Source organism: Streptomyces sp. NPDC051740 (assembly GCF_044453165.1).
In the GTDB taxonomy this organism is placed as follows: Bacteria; Actinomycetota; Actinomycetes; order Streptomycetales; family Streptomycetaceae; genus Streptomyces; species Streptomyces atrovirens.
In genome coordinates this window covers 77,913-92,692 of the sequence record NZ_JBITCL010000021.1, presented here as the reverse complement: position 1 = coordinate 92,692, position 14,780 = coordinate 77,913, and the positions used below count along the sequence as shown (strand labels likewise).

The 14,780-nt window shown below is 72.4% G+C and carries 14 protein-coding genes and 2 pseudogenes; 10 read left to right on the top strand and 6 right to left on the bottom strand.

What is annotated here, in order from left to right; all coding sequences use genetic code 11:
- Positions 1-17: 17 nt before the first annotated feature.
- Positions 18-455 carry an enediyne antibiotic chromoprotein gene (locus ACIA6T_RS28610; protein WP_399449369.1) on the bottom strand — a complete coding sequence of 146 codons (438 nt, stop codon included), beginning with the start codon at positions 453-455 and terminating at the stop codon, positions 18-20.
- 582 nt (positions 456-1,037) lie between these two features.
- Complete coding sequence (locus ACIA6T_RS28605) at positions 1,038-1,586, bottom strand: hypothetical protein (protein WP_399449367.1); 549 nt, start codon at positions 1,584-1,586, stop codon at positions 1,038-1,040.
- Positions 1,587-1,655: 69 nt separating this feature from the next.
- Here ACIA6T_RS28605 and ACIA6T_RS28600 point away from each other — a divergent pair, with 69 nt between their 5' ends.
- Positions 1,656-1,784, top strand: coding sequence for a hypothetical protein (locus tag ACIA6T_RS28600; protein ID WP_399449366.1), 129 nt, complete (start codon positions 1,656-1,658; stop codon positions 1,782-1,784).
- A gap of 703 nt (positions 1,785-2,487) precedes the next feature.
- On the opposite strand, the pseudogene ACIA6T_RS28595 reads toward ACIA6T_RS28600, so the two are convergent.
- Both ACIA6T_RS28595 and ACIA6T_RS28590 read right to left on the bottom strand, forming a co-directional pair.
- Positions 2,488-2,829, bottom strand: a pseudogene (locus tag ACIA6T_RS28595) (GNAT family N-acetyltransferase); the annotation flags it as partial.
- A gap of 179 nt (positions 2,830-3,008) precedes the next feature.
- Positions 3,009-3,629 carry a TetR/AcrR family transcriptional regulator gene (locus tag ACIA6T_RS28590; RefSeq protein ID WP_399449365.1) on the bottom strand — a complete coding sequence of 207 codons (621 nt, stop codon included), beginning with the start codon at positions 3,627-3,629 and terminating at the stop codon, positions 3,009-3,011.
- 105 nt (positions 3,630-3,734) lie between these two features.
- On the opposite strand from ACIA6T_RS28590, the gene ACIA6T_RS28585 reads away from it, so the two are divergent.
- Positions 3,735-4,628, top strand: a complete 894-nt coding sequence (locus ACIA6T_RS28585; protein WP_399449364.1) for an SDR family NAD(P)-dependent oxidoreductase — start codon at positions 3,735-3,737, stop codon at positions 4,626-4,628.
- 102 nt (positions 4,629-4,730) lie between these two features.
- Positions 4,731-4,969, top strand: a pseudogene (locus tag ACIA6T_RS28580) (IS481 family transposase); the annotation flags it as partial.
- Here the strand turns inward: ACIA6T_RS28580 and ACIA6T_RS28575 are convergent.
- Positions 4,963-5,610, bottom strand: coding sequence for a DUF1707 domain-containing protein (locus ACIA6T_RS28575; protein WP_399449363.1), 648 nt, complete (start codon positions 5,608-5,610; stop codon positions 4,963-4,965). The pseudogene ACIA6T_RS28580 and the gene ACIA6T_RS28575 sit on opposite strands and share 7 nt — an antisense overlap.
- A 2-nt stretch (positions 5,611-5,612) precedes the next feature.
- Positions 5,613-6,350 (bottom strand): NADPH-dependent F420 reductase, encoded by a 738-nt coding sequence (locus tag ACIA6T_RS28570; protein ID WP_399449362.1) that lies wholly within the window; start codon positions 6,348-6,350, stop codon positions 5,613-5,615.
- A gap of 148 nt (positions 6,351-6,498) precedes the next feature.
- On the opposite strand from ACIA6T_RS28570, the gene ACIA6T_RS28565 reads away from it, so the two are divergent.
- The 7 genes from ACIA6T_RS28565 to ACIA6T_RS28535 all read left to right on the top strand — a co-directional run bounded on the left by ACIA6T_RS28565 (position 6,499) and on the right by ACIA6T_RS28535 (position 14,689).
- Positions 6,499-7,347: a LysR family transcriptional regulator gene (locus tag ACIA6T_RS28565; protein ID WP_399449361.1), complete on the top strand. Its 849-nt coding sequence runs from the start codon at positions 6,499-6,501 to the stop codon at positions 7,345-7,347.
- A 354-nt stretch (positions 7,348-7,701) separates the two neighbouring features.
- Positions 7,702-8,715 carry a methyltransferase gene (locus ACIA6T_RS28560; protein WP_399449360.1) on the top strand — a complete coding sequence of 338 codons (1,014 nt, stop codon included), beginning with the start codon at positions 7,702-7,704 and terminating at the stop codon, positions 8,713-8,715.
- Between the two features lie 204 nt (positions 8,716-8,919).
- Positions 8,920-10,161 carry a cytochrome P450 gene (locus tag ACIA6T_RS28555; protein ID WP_399449359.1) on the top strand — a complete coding sequence of 414 codons (1,242 nt, stop codon included), beginning with the start codon at positions 8,920-8,922 and terminating at the stop codon, positions 10,159-10,161.
- Between the two features lie 224 nt (positions 10,162-10,385).
- On the top strand, positions 10,386-11,117 hold the full coding sequence (locus ACIA6T_RS28550; RefSeq protein ID WP_399449358.1) for a flavodoxin family protein: 732 nt from the start codon (positions 10,386-10,388) through the stop codon (positions 11,115-11,117).
- Positions 11,114-12,523 carry a phenylacetate--CoA ligase family protein gene (locus tag ACIA6T_RS28545; protein WP_399449356.1) on the top strand — a complete coding sequence of 470 codons (1,410 nt, stop codon included), beginning with the start codon at positions 11,114-11,116 and terminating at the stop codon, positions 12,521-12,523. The genes ACIA6T_RS28550 and ACIA6T_RS28545 overlap by 4 nt, the downstream gene beginning before the upstream one ends.
- A 16-nt stretch (positions 12,524-12,539) precedes the next feature.
- Positions 12,540-14,042, top strand: coding sequence for an anthranilate synthase component I family protein (locus ACIA6T_RS28540; RefSeq protein WP_399449355.1), 1,503 nt, complete (start codon positions 12,540-12,542; stop codon positions 14,040-14,042).
- Positions 14,043-14,047: 5 nt separating this feature from the next.
- On the top strand, positions 14,048-14,689 hold the full coding sequence (locus ACIA6T_RS28535; RefSeq protein WP_399449409.1) for an anthranilate synthase component II: 642 nt from the start codon (positions 14,048-14,050) through the stop codon (positions 14,687-14,689).
- The last annotated feature ends 91 nt before the right edge of the window (positions 14,690-14,780 follow it).

Sequence of the window (14,780 nt, the reverse complement as noted above, 5' to 3'; positions counted from 1 at the left end):
GTGGGGGGAAGTTGCGATCACTTGAAGGTGATCGCCTGGCCACCGCCCTCACCGGTGTCGCTGAGCACGACCACCTGGGTCTGCGTGGTCTTGGCGTCCACGGTGCCCCAGACCGGACCGTCGGCGCTCACGACCGCCTCGAAGGAGCTGTGGACGACCAGGGAGGTGTTGATCTCGCCCTGGGCGTTCGTGGTGACGTCCTTGGAGGTGGACTTGTCGCACCCGAACTTCTGCGGCTCCACCTGCGCGCACTGGCCGATGTGGAAGACCGTGTTCGGGGTGAGGCCGCTGGCCGAGACGGCGACCGTCTGGCCGTCGGAGAGGCCGGAGGCCGGCGAAACCGAGACCGTGGGCGCGGCCATGGCCGAGGACTGGGTGGCGAGAGCCAGACCGGTGGCGATGACGGCGGTGGCGCCGAGACGGGTGATGAGACCGAGCTTCTTCGTGGCAGTCACAGTCAACTCCATGTGAAATCGTGGGGGTTGGTGAGGGCTTCGTGTAGCGCCCACATATGAAGTTAGTGACCTTGGAAAGCGGAGGCATCTTCCAAGTTGCTCCGTGCAACTCACCTGGTGACGGCGGTGATGGGCGGCTGCCGCGCACCGAGTTCTCCGGCCGCGCGCGCCCGTGCGGGCCACGAAGGACACAGCCCGCTCCCGGAAGCGGTTCGCCGCCCCGGGAGGCCCACCGCCACCCGCCCCGGAACCCTCCGGCGGCGGGCGGTGCCGTGTGCGGGGGGGCCGTCACCACAAGGGCTCCGGAATCCGCGCGCACGCGGGGCACCGGTCGCCCCGGGCGTCGACGGGACGGCCGCACATGCCGTCCCGCCCCTCGCACTCGTACCTGCGGCGGACCACCGGGTCGACGCCCTCCGCGTACGGCCTCGGCGTCAATGACCGCGGACGCAACGGCAGCCGTGACTGTGACGGGTCGGTCGATCGGACTCGGGGCAGACGTGCTGACCTCACCGCTCTCGTGCACGGAGCTGCACTCGACCCACGGCATCCTCGATCAGAACGGGGGCGAGGATGCCGACATCAGAGTGGCGAGCCATCTCGTGCACTCGGCCCGGCGGGGACAGGCCGTGGTGGAACGGGGCTCGGCCCGACAGCCTCAAAAGCAACGGCATTGGGGCACACCCATCGGGGGGTGCCGGTGTGGGCCGGGTTCAGGGCGGCCGACAGCTGGGCCAGTCGGCAATCGGGCATCGCGTCACGGTTCTCCGGATTGCGGAAGGAATACCGACCGTCGTTGACCCGGACCCCGCGCGCATCGCCGCTCCACCGGGCCGGGCCCGCCATTCCCTGACGGCGGAGCATGAAGGTGGCGAGCCTGCCGGGCTGCGCGGCGCCGAGGCGGTCGCGCAGGCACGCGGCAAGCCGTTTCCCCGCTCCCAGTGGTAGGTCGGCATCCCCCAGTGCGGGCAACAGCAGGAGCAGCCGGGTGTCGCGGTCAGTGGTCGTTCCGCCGGGCAGGGCGTTGTCGGCCGCGGCGGTCAGCTCGGACCAGGACAGGCCCGGGCCCCGCCAGTGTCCGGCGTCGCGGGCCAGGACCTCGGCCTCCTCCCACGCAGGGTGGTGGGCCACGTACTCCACCCGATGCCGAAGCCCGAACCGCCCGTCGCGTAACCGCGTAGCCTGAGCGCGGAGGTGGCTATGTCCGAGTGGATCGACCCGCGGTACGCGGACCTGGTGGCGGCGTGGAAGCGCGCGCGACAACCGGACTCCCGCAACCCGCAGGAAACGCGGCCCGAGCGAGGGTTCGTGATCCCCCGCAAGCCCTGAGCCGGCCCAGCCGGGCACCACGCTCAGGCTGAAGCCCGCGGCCCCGACCGGCGTTCACCCTGCCGGTCGGGGCCGTTCCCGTGCTTCCGGCGCACCGAACACCCCTGTCCTGCGGTGGCGGTTACCTGGGGCACGGAGGAAGCGGCTTCGGATACGTCGTCCGTACGGCGGCCACCACGGACGGCCGACGCGCCGACACCGTCTCCGCGCACAGCCGCCCGGGGGACCCGCGGACCACGGCTCGTCAGGAGGACGCACTGCACGACCTCGTCGACCACGCCCTGTGCCGAGCTGCCTGAGCACGCATCAGCTTGTTTCAACCCTGGTCAGCGGATCCTTCGACGAGCTTGATGAGCGGAGCCAGGATCCGGGGCAGGTCGTCCTCCGAGGCGATCGCTTGCTGGTCCTGCCAGGTGTACTCGGTCCGGGAGTCGACGAAGAGCAGTGAAGTGCTTCCCGATCCCCATACGAACAGCTTCCCCAGGCGCTCGTCCGACTCCGGAGTGAGGCTCACGGCTGTCGCCTTCGGGCGCCCTCTGGTCGCTGTTCCGGGAGCCGGCCGCTTCACCGTGGGGCTGATCCCGCGAGAGCGGAGTTCGTTTTCTCGCGCGGCATGCCAGTCCACGAGCCATCGAACGATGTCCGGCATGACGTCCCTCGCTGCCACAGCCGAGGGACTTGGTGACCGCTCAGCGGGCTGAATCGGCACGACCGACGGCCGCCACTCTCGCCTGATCAACCCGAACACCCACGAATCGGACACCTCGCCGTTGACGACGCAGTCCTCCCGCAGCGTCCCTTCACGCACGAACCCGAGCTTCTCCAGGGCCCGGGCGGACGCCGCGTTGCGCGTGTCCGCCTCGGCCTGGACCCGGTTCAGGTCCAGTGTGTCGAAGGCCCACCGCAGCAGGGAGTGCGCGGCCTCCGTCGCGTAGCGCAGCACGTGGGCGTTGCCGTGCAGGGCGAAGAGGGGGTCCGCGTCGGCGTCGGTGAAGGGCCGCAGTCGCAGGCGGGCGGTGTGCAGTACGGGGGTGGCCAAAGTCATGCGCTCCATCCTGGGTCCCCGTGGAGCGTGCGGGACACCGGATGTCCCGCTGCTCCTCGCCCTGTCGTCCCTGCGCCCGGGGACCGTGCCGTCCCTGCTGCGGCGGACGCCCGGCGTCCCGTCCGCACGCCGGCCCGGTGGGCGACACGGTCACGCGCGAGCGTCGGCGTCGGCAGACCTCACCGGCGGTCGGGGAGGGGACGGGCGCCTCGCAGGAACTGGGACACCGCGGTGTCGACGAGTCCGTCGAGCTGCTCCTTGCCGATCGCGCCGCTGTTGACCATGGCGGTGATGCCCTGCACGGTGGCGTAGAGGACGAGCCCGACCTGTTCGGGATCGCCCTGTTCGAGTTCGCCGCGCTCTTGTCCTTCTTCGATCAGGTTGATCATCTGCCCGAACGCGGTCGCGGCGGCCCGGGTGACCGGAGTCGCTCCCGGATGGTGCTTGCTGGTGTTCATCAGCTCGCAGAGCGCGGCGTTCTCGGTCGCGAAGTGGGCATAGGCCGATACGGCGTTCCGTACACGTGTGGGGAAGTCGTGCTCGCCTTCACCCGTGGTCAGCGCGGCGCGCAGAGCAGCGCCCAGGCGGACGAACCCGGTCTCCGCGAGGGCGTCGAGCACCGCCTGGCGGTCCGCGAAGTGCCGGCGCGGCGCGGCGTGACTGACGCCGACCTCCCTGGCCAGGTCCCGGAGCGAGAGCTGGTCGGCTCCGTGTGCTCTCAGGCTGCGTTCGGCCGCGTCGAGGAGTGCGGTCCGGAGGTTCCCGTGATGGTAGGGCCGATGTCCAGCGGGTTCAGGCATGGAGCCAGCATATCGAGCCCATGTTTCCATTGACGACATTGTTGCCAATGCCTACATTGAACCGTGTTCGATTCCTTCCTCCCTTCCCCGAAGAGGTCTCCTGCCATGACGCAGTCGCACGACAAAGAACTCATGGTCGTCTCCGGGGCCGCGACCGGCATCGGGGCCGCGACGGCGCACGCACTCGCCTCCATGGGATTCCACGTCCTCGCCGGTGTGCGCACCGGTGAGGAGGCAGACGCCGTCCGCGCCGACGGCGTGGAGCCCGTCACGCTGGACATCACCGTTCCCCAGCACATCGAGGCCCTCGCGCGGCGCATCGCCGACGACCCCGAACAGCGCCCGCTGCGCGCCCTCGTCAACAACGCCGGGATCGAGATCAACGCGCCCGTCGAGGTCCTGCCGCTCGAGCTGTGGCGTGAACAGTTCGAGGTCAACCTGTTCGGCCACATCGCCGTCGTCAAACAGCTCCTGCCGTTCCTGCGGCGCAGCCGGGGCAGGATCGTGAACATCAGCTCGGTGGGCGGGGTCGCCGCACTCCCGATCTTCGGCGCCTACGCGGGAACGAAGTTCGCGCTCGAAGCGGCCAGCGACGCCCTGCGCCGCGAGGTCAAAGCGCAGGGCATCCAGGTGGTCGTGGTCCAACCGGGCGGAGTCAGGACCGAGATGGCAGCCCACAGCGGCGACACCTCCCTGGGATTCGCCGACAGGATGAGCCCCGAGCACCAGCGCCTCTACGGCGACCTCGTCAGATCGACCGTCGCCTCGAACACCGCCTTCCTCAAGCGGGCGATGCCCGCCGAGAAAGCCGGAGCCAGGATCGCCGAAGTGGTGACGAAGGCCCGGCCGCGCACGCGGTACACGCTCGGCATGGACGCCGCCTTCACCGTCCCCCTCGCCCGCCACCTGCCCGACCGCCTGATGGACAGGGTGCTCTCGGCGAGTCACCGTTCCCGGCGGAACACGCCTGCTCCCCGGCGCGGGACGGGCAAGGGCTGAGCCCCGTGCCCCGCACCGACGCGCGGTCGACCGTCCACGGCGGACGCCTCCCCGTCGACCGGGTCCGCGCCGACGGACCCGTGACCCACGTCGTCGGCGAGAGCGGCCTCGTTCCGGGAGCGTGAGAACGCCTTCTCCACCGCGGAGCGGCGTCACCGCCGAGCGCGTCCCGACCGGCAACGGCTCCCGCCGCCGATCACGGCTGTTCGCCCGGACACTCGGTGTCGTCGGTGTCATCCACACACGCACGCGCCCCGCACACCCACGACCATCACCGGTGCCACACCGCACTCGACGGCCGGCCACCTGTCAGTCGCGTCAACAACTCCGCGGGTCAGTACACCTGGCCCCGCGTCGGGTTGCTCTCCAGCTTGCGCCGTTCCCGGCGGTTGGGGTGGCGGACGACCACCCCTCCCGCGTCGCCGGTCCCGGTGAGCCGGATCAGCGGGGTGCCCGGGAGCCGGTCGGGAGTGGTCCTGTCCGTCAGGCCGCCGACGCCGGGATCCATGCCGCCGGTGTCCGCGGCCCAGCCGTCGGGGATGACGATCGTGACACCGGACACCTCCCCGTGCGCCTCCACCGCGACCTCCGTGAGGCGGCACTCGACCCGGGTGAAGTCGAGCTTCACACCCCCCACGCCTCCGTGAGCGACCACGCGCCCGGGAACCTCCCAGCGCCCGGGGCCCCGGGACGCGCCGTACACGCCGCCCTTGAGCACCAGCGGCGGCCGGCTCGCGGGGGAGTCCACCTGCGGCAGGTCGGCGGTCAGGACGGCCGGTTCGGCGTGGGTCTTGGAGTTCAGCGCCTGCTCCAGGCGCGAATCCAGCTCGTCGAAATCGATGCGCCCCTCGGCCGCCGCATCACGCAACTGCTCCACCACCGCTTCCCGGTCGTCATGAGGGGCGCGGAGCCCTCCCGGTGGAGCAGGGCGCGGATGACGGTGAGCGGCCGCTCGGCCGCTCCATCGGGGTGGATCGGCCACTGTCACATCCGGAAACCCGCGGGCCCGCGCACTGCGGCGGCGGCGAGTTCACTGATCCGGGCCACGGATACGGGCACACCGGGCGCCTGCTGGACCCAGGCCACGAATTCCTTGGCGGTGAGGCCGGACGGCGGCTGTCCCACGTACGGGAGGGCATACAACGGGGTGTTGGGTTCGCTGCGCCAGCTGTCGGCCAGTGTGCCGAGGTCCACCGCATCGAAGCCGAGGACGTCCAGCAGGTCGGCCACCTCCTTCCTGGCGTCCGGGTCGTCGCCGGAAAGCGGCAGCGCGGTGCGGTCGGGGGCCCCGACCGGGCGGAACAGCTCCATCAACTGCTTGGGGCCGATGTTGTGCAATGCCTTCACCACCTGGGCATCTGCGAGGTGGCGCTGCACCAGTTCGCTGGAGGTCAGCTCGTTGCCGTCGAGTTCCGGCACTTCGAAGTCGGAATGCGGCGCGTAGTTCATCGGGTCGATCACGGTCTTGCCGGCAAGCTCCGCCCGGGGCAGCCGCTCGTGGGCGGCCAGCGGCACGGCTGCGATGACCAGATCACCGGCGCTCGCCGCTTCGGCCGGGGTGGCCGCGCGGGCCCGCTCGCCGAGCTCCGCAACGAGATCGGCCAGCGTCTCGGGGCCGCGTGAGTTGCTCAGGACGACGCTCAGGCCGGCGTCGACGGCGCGGCGGGCGGCCCCGAGGCCGACCATGCCGGTGCCGATGACGCCGAGGGTTGTTGTGCTCACTCTGCTCTCCGTTCGCATTTCCCCGCGTCGTGGCATCCGGTGGATAGGACCGCTCCGGCGGGTTCGTACCCATCACAGCCGGAGTGACCTGCGCGAACAATGGTCAGAAACGCTCGGCAGCAATCACATCATGTGATAGATCGGGTAGATGGAACTGAGAGCGCTGCAGTACTTCGTGACCGTCGCCGAGGAGCTGCACTTCGGGCGCGCGGCGCAACGGCTGGGCATCGTGCAGCCGGCGGTGAGCCAGCAGATCGCCCGGCTCGAACGCGAGCTCGGCGTGCGCCTGCTCGACCGCACCTCACGCCGGGTACGGCTTACCCCGACCGGCGAACGAGTGCTCGCCGCGGCCCGTAGGACCCTCGCTGCGGCGGCCCGGGTGCGGGTGGTCGCCGGAGAACCGGCGGCCGTCCTGCGGATCGGGGTCGCGTCCTGTGTCACCCGACGGCTCGACCGGGCGGTGGGCCGCCTGAGCGCCGGCGAGCGCCCCGCCGAGCCGAAGCTGGTCGACCTGCCGGTGGCCGCGCGACTCGACGCCGTCCGCGACGGCGAGCTGGACCTGGCGCTGGTGCGGGGCACGCTCACCTCCGCGGCGGTGACGGTGGTGCGCGCCTGGTCCGAGCCGCTGCACGCAGTGCTCGCGCGTGAGCACCCCGCCGCCCGCAGGCCCGCGGTCAGCCTGCACGACCTCGATCCGTACGGTCTGCGGCTTCCCGCCCGCGACAGTGACCCGCCGATGCATGACGCGATCCTCGCCGCCCTGCCCGTGGCCCCGCTGCGGCCGCCTGCCGGGGACATGCTCAACGTGCTGTTCGAGGTGGGCCGGGACACCGAGGGCTGGACGCTGATGCCGGCCGAGCAGTTCGACGGGTCCCGCTCCGAGCGGCTGCTCCGGATGCCGCTCGACCCGCCGGTGACCGTCGACGGCCACGTCGTCACCTCCCTGGCCACCCCGGAGCCGTGCGTGGCGTCGTACGTGGCCGCGTTCGCGGATTGAACCTCCGCCTCGGACGAGTAGGTCTTCCCGGGAAGGAACGCCGCGTCCCGCCCCGAACCAGCGGCACTACAGCCGGGCTTGTTCTCGGGCCGACCTCGAACGATGTCCCGGACGTGGTCGCTCGTAGGGGATTCCGGGGACGTGAGCACGGCCCTCGTGCTGATCATGACGATGTCCGGCGGGAAGCATTCGCGGCGTCACACTTCCGGGACGACTTCTTCGACTGCCCGCCCGCCACGCCCCCGTACACCCCCGCCGCAGGAGCGCAATCCAGGAGATGGCCCCCGTCCACCGCTCCGCGAGGATGGCACCGCGGGCCCCGCTGTGCCCGCGGTGAAGGAGGACATCGCTGTGTTGGGTGACGAGGACGGCAGTGCCGCCGCGCTGTGGCGGATGGCGAACCTGGGCACGCCGATGGCCGTGCGCGTGGCCGCGACCCTGCGGATCGCCGACCACATGGCCGCCGGCACCCGGACGGCACCGGCCCTGGCCGAGGCCGTCGGCGCCCACCCCGGCGCCCTGGAGCGGCTGTTGCGCTACCTGGCCGTGCGGGGGGTGCTCGAGCGTGACGAGGACGGCCGGTACGGCCTCACCGCCCTGGGGCAGCCCCTGCGCGAGGACCACCCGGCCGGTCTGCGCGCCTGGTTCGACATCCACACCGGCGGGCGCGGCGAGCTCTCCTTCGTGGAGCTGCTGCACAGCGTCACCACGGGCGAGGCCGCCTTCCCGGTGCGCTACGGACGCCCCTACTGGGACGACCTGACCGCCGACCCCGAGCGGGCCACCGCCTTCAACTCCCTGCTGGGCGCCGACGTGGCCGTCCGCGCCCCGGACATCGTCACCGGCTACGACTGGGGCCGCCTCGGCCACGTCGTCGACGTGGGCGGCGGCGACGGCTCCCTGCTGACCGCCCTGCTCGAAGCCCACCCCGGTCTGCGCGGCACGGTCGTGGACCTGAAGGAGGCCGCGCTCGACGCCGAACGGTCCTTCGCCGCCTCCGGCCTGGACGACCGTGCCGACGCCGTCACCGGCAGCTTCTTCGACCCGCTGCCCGCCGGAGCCGGCGGCTACGTGCTCTCGCTGATCCTGCACGACTGGGACGACGCCGCGGCGACCGCGATCCTGCGCCGTTGCGCCGAGGCCGCCGGCCGCACCGGCTCCGTCTTCGTCATCGAGTCGGTCGGACCCCGGGGTGACGCCCCGCACACCGGCATGGACCTGCGGATGCTGTGCGTCTACGGGGCTCAGGAGCGTGGCGTGCCCGAGTTCGCCGCGCTCGCCGCCGACGCCGGCCTGAAGGTGGCGGCCGTCCACCCCGCCGGCCCCTCGGCGATCATCGAACTGACCGTCGCCGACCGCGCCGCGTGACCGCCGCCGACCAGGCCATCGGCCTACCCGCCCACGCCGCGTGACCGGCCCGCCGCAATCGAACTGACCGCCGCCGACCGCGCCGCGTAACCGCCGCCGACCGCGCCACGGGCCGACCCGCCGGCGCGGCGTGACCGACCCGCCCGCACCACGTGACCGGCCCGCCCGGCCGCACCGAGCGGCCCGCCGCAGAGGAGATCCCGGATGGCCGAGCCCGCCCCCCTGTTGTCCCTGACGGAGGCGTTCGCCGCCCTGGGCACCGCGCGGGGGCGGCAGGACCCCTACCCGCTGTACGAGGCGATCCGCGCCCACGGCGACCTCGCCCGGCGCGGCCCCGGCCGGCTGGTCGTCACCGGCTACGACGAGTGCGCCCGCGCCCTGCGCGACAGCGGCCTGCACGTCCAGGACCGTACGGCCTACGACGCCGCCGGTCCGGCCTGGCGCTCCCACTCCTCCCTGCGCGCCTTCACCAGCTCGATGCTCTACAGCAACGGGTCCGACCACACCCGTCTGAGGTCCCTGGCCGCCTTCGCCTTCACCCCGCCCCGGGTGCGCGAACTCGCCTCGGTCGTCGAGGAGATGGCCGACCGCCTGCTGGACCGCATGGCCCGCCTCGGCGCCGGCGGCAGCCCCGTCGACGTCATCGCCGAGTTCGCCTCCCGGCTGCCCATCGCCGTCATCGGCGCCCTGCTCGGCTTCCCCGAGGAGGACCAGGTCTGGTTCCGGGAGATGGCCTCCACCATCGCCGTGTCCACCGACGGCCTCTCCGACCCCACGGCCCTGAACCGGGCCGACGCCGCGATGGACGCCCTCGCCGGCTACTTCGGCCGGCTCGCCGAAGAGCGCCGCCGAAAGCCCGCCGACGACCTCCTCACCCTCCTCGTCGCGACCCACGACGACGACCCGGAGCGGCTCGGCCACGAGGAGCTGATGGGCAACCTCATGGTGCTGCTCACCGCCGGCTTCGAGACCACCAGCTTCCTCATCGGCCACGGCCTGATGATCGCCCTGGACCACGCCCCGTACGCGCGGAGGCTGTGCGACGACGCGGACTTCGCCGACGCCTACGTCGAGGAGATCCTGCGCTACGAGCCGCCCGTCCACGTCACCAGCCGCTGGGCCGCGAAGGACACCGAGCTGCTCGGCACCGCCGTCCCGCGCGGCACCCGGCTCACCCTGATCCTGGCCGCCGCCAACCGCGACCCGCGCCGCTTCACCGCGCCGGACCGCTTCGACCCCGCACGTGGCGGCGCCCCGGGGCCCCTGAGCTTCGGCGCGGGCCCCCACTACTGCCTCGGCGCCCCCCTCGCCCGCCTGGAGGCACGGATCGCCCTGCCCCGGCTGCTGCGCCGCTTCCCGCGCCTGACGGCCGCCGCCGCCCCCGTCTACCGCGACCGGTGGGTCGTCCGCGGACTCGACACGTACCCCCTCGTGCTCGGCGCCTGACCTGCGCCGTCGCCCCTCCCGCGGGCCCGCGGGGCCGGGATTTTCGCACAGCATTTAGAGAGATGCGCCCTCACGTCCGCAGACGTGACGATTCAGGTAAGTCGGCAGGCTCCCTACGACGACTTGGCGAAGCCGAGCCCTCCGCCATCCGCGCCCTGCTCTCCGGCGGCCCACCGCCGACTGCGCCGGAACCGCCGAATCCTCGCATGCGAAGGAGTCATCTCGTGACAGCACCACTCAGGATCCTGGCGATCAACGGATCGGAGCGTGACGGCAACACCGCCGACGTCCTGCGGTACGCCGCCGGGGTCGCGGCGCGGCGCGGGGTCGAGTTCGAGACGGTCGATCTGCGCTCCGTCCGCATGGACCGCTGCGGTCCGTGCGGCGACTGCAACACCCGTACGGTCCCCTGCGCGGTGGAGGACGGCGTCGCCGACGTGGTGGCCAGGATGATCGAGGCGGACGGCATCGTCTTCGCCGCGCCGGTCCACGGCTTCGGCACCGCCAGCCTCATGCAGACCTTCATCGAGCGGGCCGGGGTCGGCCACCTGCGCTTCGACCGGCCGCTGACCAACAAGGTCGCCGGAGTCGTCTCCGTCGCCCGCCGCTACAGCGGCGGCGAGGTGTGGGCGCAGCTCACCGTCAACGCCCTGCTCAACCGGATGATCGTGGTGGGCAGCGGCTTCCCGGCCACCGTGCACGCCCTGCACCGCGGCGACGCGCTGAAGGACGACGAGGGACTGACCAACGTCTCCCGGCTCGTGGACCGGATGATCGACATGATGGAGCTGCTGGCCGAGCACCGCAGGCTCACCGGGCAGGACGGCCCGATCCACACCGGCGAGGCCAACGAACGCGTGGGACTCGCCCTGAACGCCGCCGAGTTCGAGGACACCCCCGAAACCACTCCCGAACTCGCCCCCGAGCCCGCCCTCTCCGCGCAGGCCCGGCCGTGACCACCGAGCGCACCGACGCCTTCCTCGCCGCCCACCGCCGGATCAGCGACTCCTTCCACGACGGCACCCTCACCGAGCGGGCGCTGGCCGACTGGCACGCCGAGCGGCTGACCGCCGTACTGCGGCACGTCACCGCACGCTCCCCGTTCTACCGCCGCCACCTGGCCGGCGTGGACATCGAGGCCGTCACCCCCGCCACGCTCACGACGCTGCCCTTCACCACCAAGGACGACCTGCGCCGCGAGATGTACGACGTCCTGTCCGGTCCGCTCGCCGACGCGCGGATCTACTACGAGACCAACGGCACCACCGGGGCCGCCACCCCCTGCCCGCGCGGCGTCCGCGACATCGCCGCCTCCAACACCGCCGTGGAGCAGTCCTGGCGCCACCTGCTGCGCACCCGCTTCGGCGACCGCAAGCCCGTCGTCGGCCTCATGGGGCCGTCCGAACTGTACGCGTTCGGCGACGTGTTCACCGACGTGGCCGCCACCCTCGACCTCTGCCACGTCAAGATCTGGCCCGAGTCCCCGCGCGTCGGCTTCAAGAAGGCGCTGCGCCTCATCGAGGAACTCGGCGTCGAGGTCGTCGTGTGCGCGCCCGCGCTGTGCCTGAGCCTGGCCAAGGCCGCCCTGCACCACGGCTACGACCCGGCCGCGCTGCCGGTGAAGCTGTTCCTCGTCCTCGGCGAGATCTGCACCCCGCAGTTCGCGGCGAACGTCTCCACCGTCTGGCCGCAGGCCGTCGTACGGCCCGCCCTGTACGGCTCTCAGGAGGCCCTGTGCATCGCCTCCGGCGCCGACAGCGGCGCCCTGCACCTGTCCTCGCCCAACTACCTGGCCGAACTGGTGGACCCGGACACCGGCGCCCCGCTCGGCCCGTACGGCACCGGCGAACTGGTGCTGACCATGCTGGTCGACGGCATCAAGCCGCTGATCCGCTACCGCACCGGGGACCTGGTCCGGCTCACCCCCGCACCGCCCGGCTCCGCCCTGCCCGGCCCGGTCGTCGAGGTCGTCGGACGCGCCGGCGACCGCATCCCGCTCGGCGACGGCCTGCTGTGGCCGGCCGAACTGGAGGCGGCGGTGCTCACCGACGTCCGCGGCTGCCTGGGCTACCAGGTCGTCGTCGACAGCGCACCGGACGGCGGCGACCGGGTCACCGTCCGCATGGACCTCCTCCCCGGCACCGCCCGGCCCGACCGGGTCGCCGCGGCCGTCACCGCCCGGCTGCGCGAACGCACCGGCGCGCACAGCACCGTCGTGGTCGACACCGACATCGACCCCGTGACCCACACCGGTTCGTTCGTCAGCTGGAAGGCGGCCCGGGTCCTGGACCGCCGTACCGGGCCCGACGGCGCGGCGCGCACCGCCCGACAGGTCGCGCACCGCTACGCGATCACCACGTGAACCGTAAGGACCTGCCATGACCGATCCGCACCCGGCGCCCGCCCCGGTCCGCGTGACGACACACGCGCGGGCCCTGCCCCAGCCGGCGATGCTCCCCGCCTACCGCGCCCTCGCCGAACGCTTCGGGCCCGACCAGGTGTACCTCCTGGAGTCCGCCGCCGGCCCGCTGCGCGACCGCCGCTACCAGTTCGCCGGCTTCGGCACCCTGCTGTCGCTGTCCGTCACCGACGGGACGGTGCGCGTCGCGGGCCGCCCCGGCCTCGTACGGCTGCTGCTGGAACGCGCCCGGCCGCTGCTCGCACACGACGGGGCCCAGGAGGCCGACGGCGCGGGGCACGCCACCGTGCGGCTGCGCTCCTTCAAGGACCTGTGGGCGCTGCTGCGCACCGCCCAGCGGATGTTCGACGCCGAGGGCTCGGCCACCCGCTTCCGCTTCGGCTTCCTCGCCTACTTCGGTTACGACGCCGTCCGCTACGTCGAGGACCTCCCGCACCTCATCGAGGAGCGCCCCGACCTGCCCGACGTCCACCTCGTCCTGCACCAGGGCTGCGTCGTCGCCGACCTGGAGGGCGGCGGTGCCGAGCTGCTGCTGCACGAGTCCGCGCACTGGGAACCCCTCGACCAGGGCGGCGTCCTCGGCCTGCTCGCGCGGGCCGAACAGACCCATCCCGAGCCGGCCGCCGACACCTTCCCCGCATCCGTCGTCACCGACGACAGCGAGCCCGACCTGTTCGCCGCCGACGTCGAACGCTGCCTGAAGCACATCGCGGCCGGCGACATCTACCAGGTGCAGATCGGGCACGAGCTGACCATCCGCTCCCCGGCCCGCCCGGCCGACGTCTACCAGCGGCTGCGCCGGCGCAACGCCTCGCCGTACATGTACCTCGCGAGCCTGGCGGGCCAGTGCGTCATCGGCGCGAGCCCCGAACTGTTCGTGCGGATCGAGGACGGCACCGTCACCATGCGGCCCATCGCCGGCACGCTGCCGCGCACCGGGGACGACGAGGCCGGCGCCCGGCGGCTGTCCTCCGACCCCAAGGAGATCGCCGAGCACACCATGCTCGTCGACCTGTGCCGCAACGACATCGGCCGGATCTGCCGCGCCGACACCCTCCAGGTGCCCGACCGGCTCACCGTCGAACGCTACTCGCACGTACTGCACCTGGTGTCCACCGTGCTGGGGGAGGCCGAACCGGACAAGGACGCCTTCGACACGATCGCCGCCCTCTTCCCCGCCGGCACCATGACCGGCACCCCCCGGATCCGGGCCATGGAGATCATCGAGTCCGTCGAGCGCAGCCGCCGCGGCCTGTACGCGGGCGCCCTCGGCGTCCTCGACGTCGGCGGCTACACCAACCTCGCCCTGTGTATCCGCACCCTGTTCCACCGCGACGGCGTGTACCGCACCCGCGCCTCCGCGGGCATCGTCGCCGACTCCGATCCCCGTGCCGAATGGCGCGAGACGCTGGCCAAGATGAGCGCCGCACACTGGGCGGTCACCGGAAAGGAACTGCTGTGACCCGGATGTTCACCGTCCGGCCCGCCTCCGGTCCGCCCCCGCGGATCCTGGTGGTCGACGCGTTCGACAGCTTCGTCGACATCCTGCGCCAGTACCTGATGTCGGCGGGCGCCGTCCCCCTCATGGTCCGCTCCAACGCGCTCACCCCGGCCGACGTGCCCGCCATGGGGCTGGACGGCATCCTCCTCGGCCCCGGCCCCGGGCACCCGGACGAGTCGGGGCACGTGGAACTCGTACGGGCCTTCGCCGGGCGGCTGCCGCTGCTCGGGGTGTGCCTGGGCCACCAGGCCATCGGCCGCGCCCACGGCGCGAGCGTGGTGCCCGCCGAGCACCTCGTGCACGGCAAGACCAGCCGGATCCGCCACGACGGACGCGGCCTGTTCACCGGCCTGCCCGACCGGTTCGAGGCGACCCGCTACCACTCCCTCGTCGTGCCCGAGGAGAGCGTCCCGGACTGCCTGGAGGTCACCGCCCGCTCGGCGGACGACGGCTATGTGATGGGGCTGCGCCACCGCACCCTGCCCGTGGAGTCGGTCCAGTTCCACCCCGAGAGCTTCCGCACCGACCACGGCATGGACATCATCACCAACTACCTGAGCTCCGTACGGGAGTTCACCACCCGGGCAGTCACCGTCACGGCTGCCTGAGGCGGCCGGCCCTCACCGGATCATCACGCCGTGATAACCGCCGCCCGGCGTGAGCCCACGGACCGCACGCGCAAAGATGCGCCGCCGGGCC

Bases quoted from the DNA above. Each gene is read 5' to 3' on its own strand.
- ACIA6T_RS28565 (WP_399449361.1), top strand. From the start codon at position 6,499: ATGGAACTGAGAGCGCTGCAGTACTTCGTGACCGTCGCCGAGGAGCTG.
- ACIA6T_RS28555 (WP_399449359.1), top strand. From the start codon at position 8,920: ATGGCCGAGCCCGCCCCCCTGTTGTCCCTGACGGAGGCGTTCGCCGCC.
- ACIA6T_RS28590 (WP_399449365.1), bottom strand. From the start codon at position 3,629: ATGCCTGAACCCGCTGGACATCGGCCCTACCATCACGGGAACCTCCGG.
- ACIA6T_RS28535 (WP_399449409.1), top strand. From the start codon at position 14,048: ATGTTCACCGTCCGGCCCGCCTCCGGTCCGCCCCCGCGGATCCTGGTG.
- ACIA6T_RS28540 (WP_399449355.1), top strand. From the start codon at position 12,540: ATGACCGATCCGCACCCGGCGCCCGCCCCGGTCCGCGTGACGACACAC.
- ACIA6T_RS28600 (WP_399449366.1), top strand. From the start codon at position 1,656: ATGTCCGAGTGGATCGACCCGCGGTACGCGGACCTGGTGGCGGCGTGG.
- ACIA6T_RS28585 (WP_399449364.1), top strand. From the start codon at position 3,735: ATGACGCAGTCGCACGACAAAGAACTCATGGTCGTCTCCGGGGCCGCG.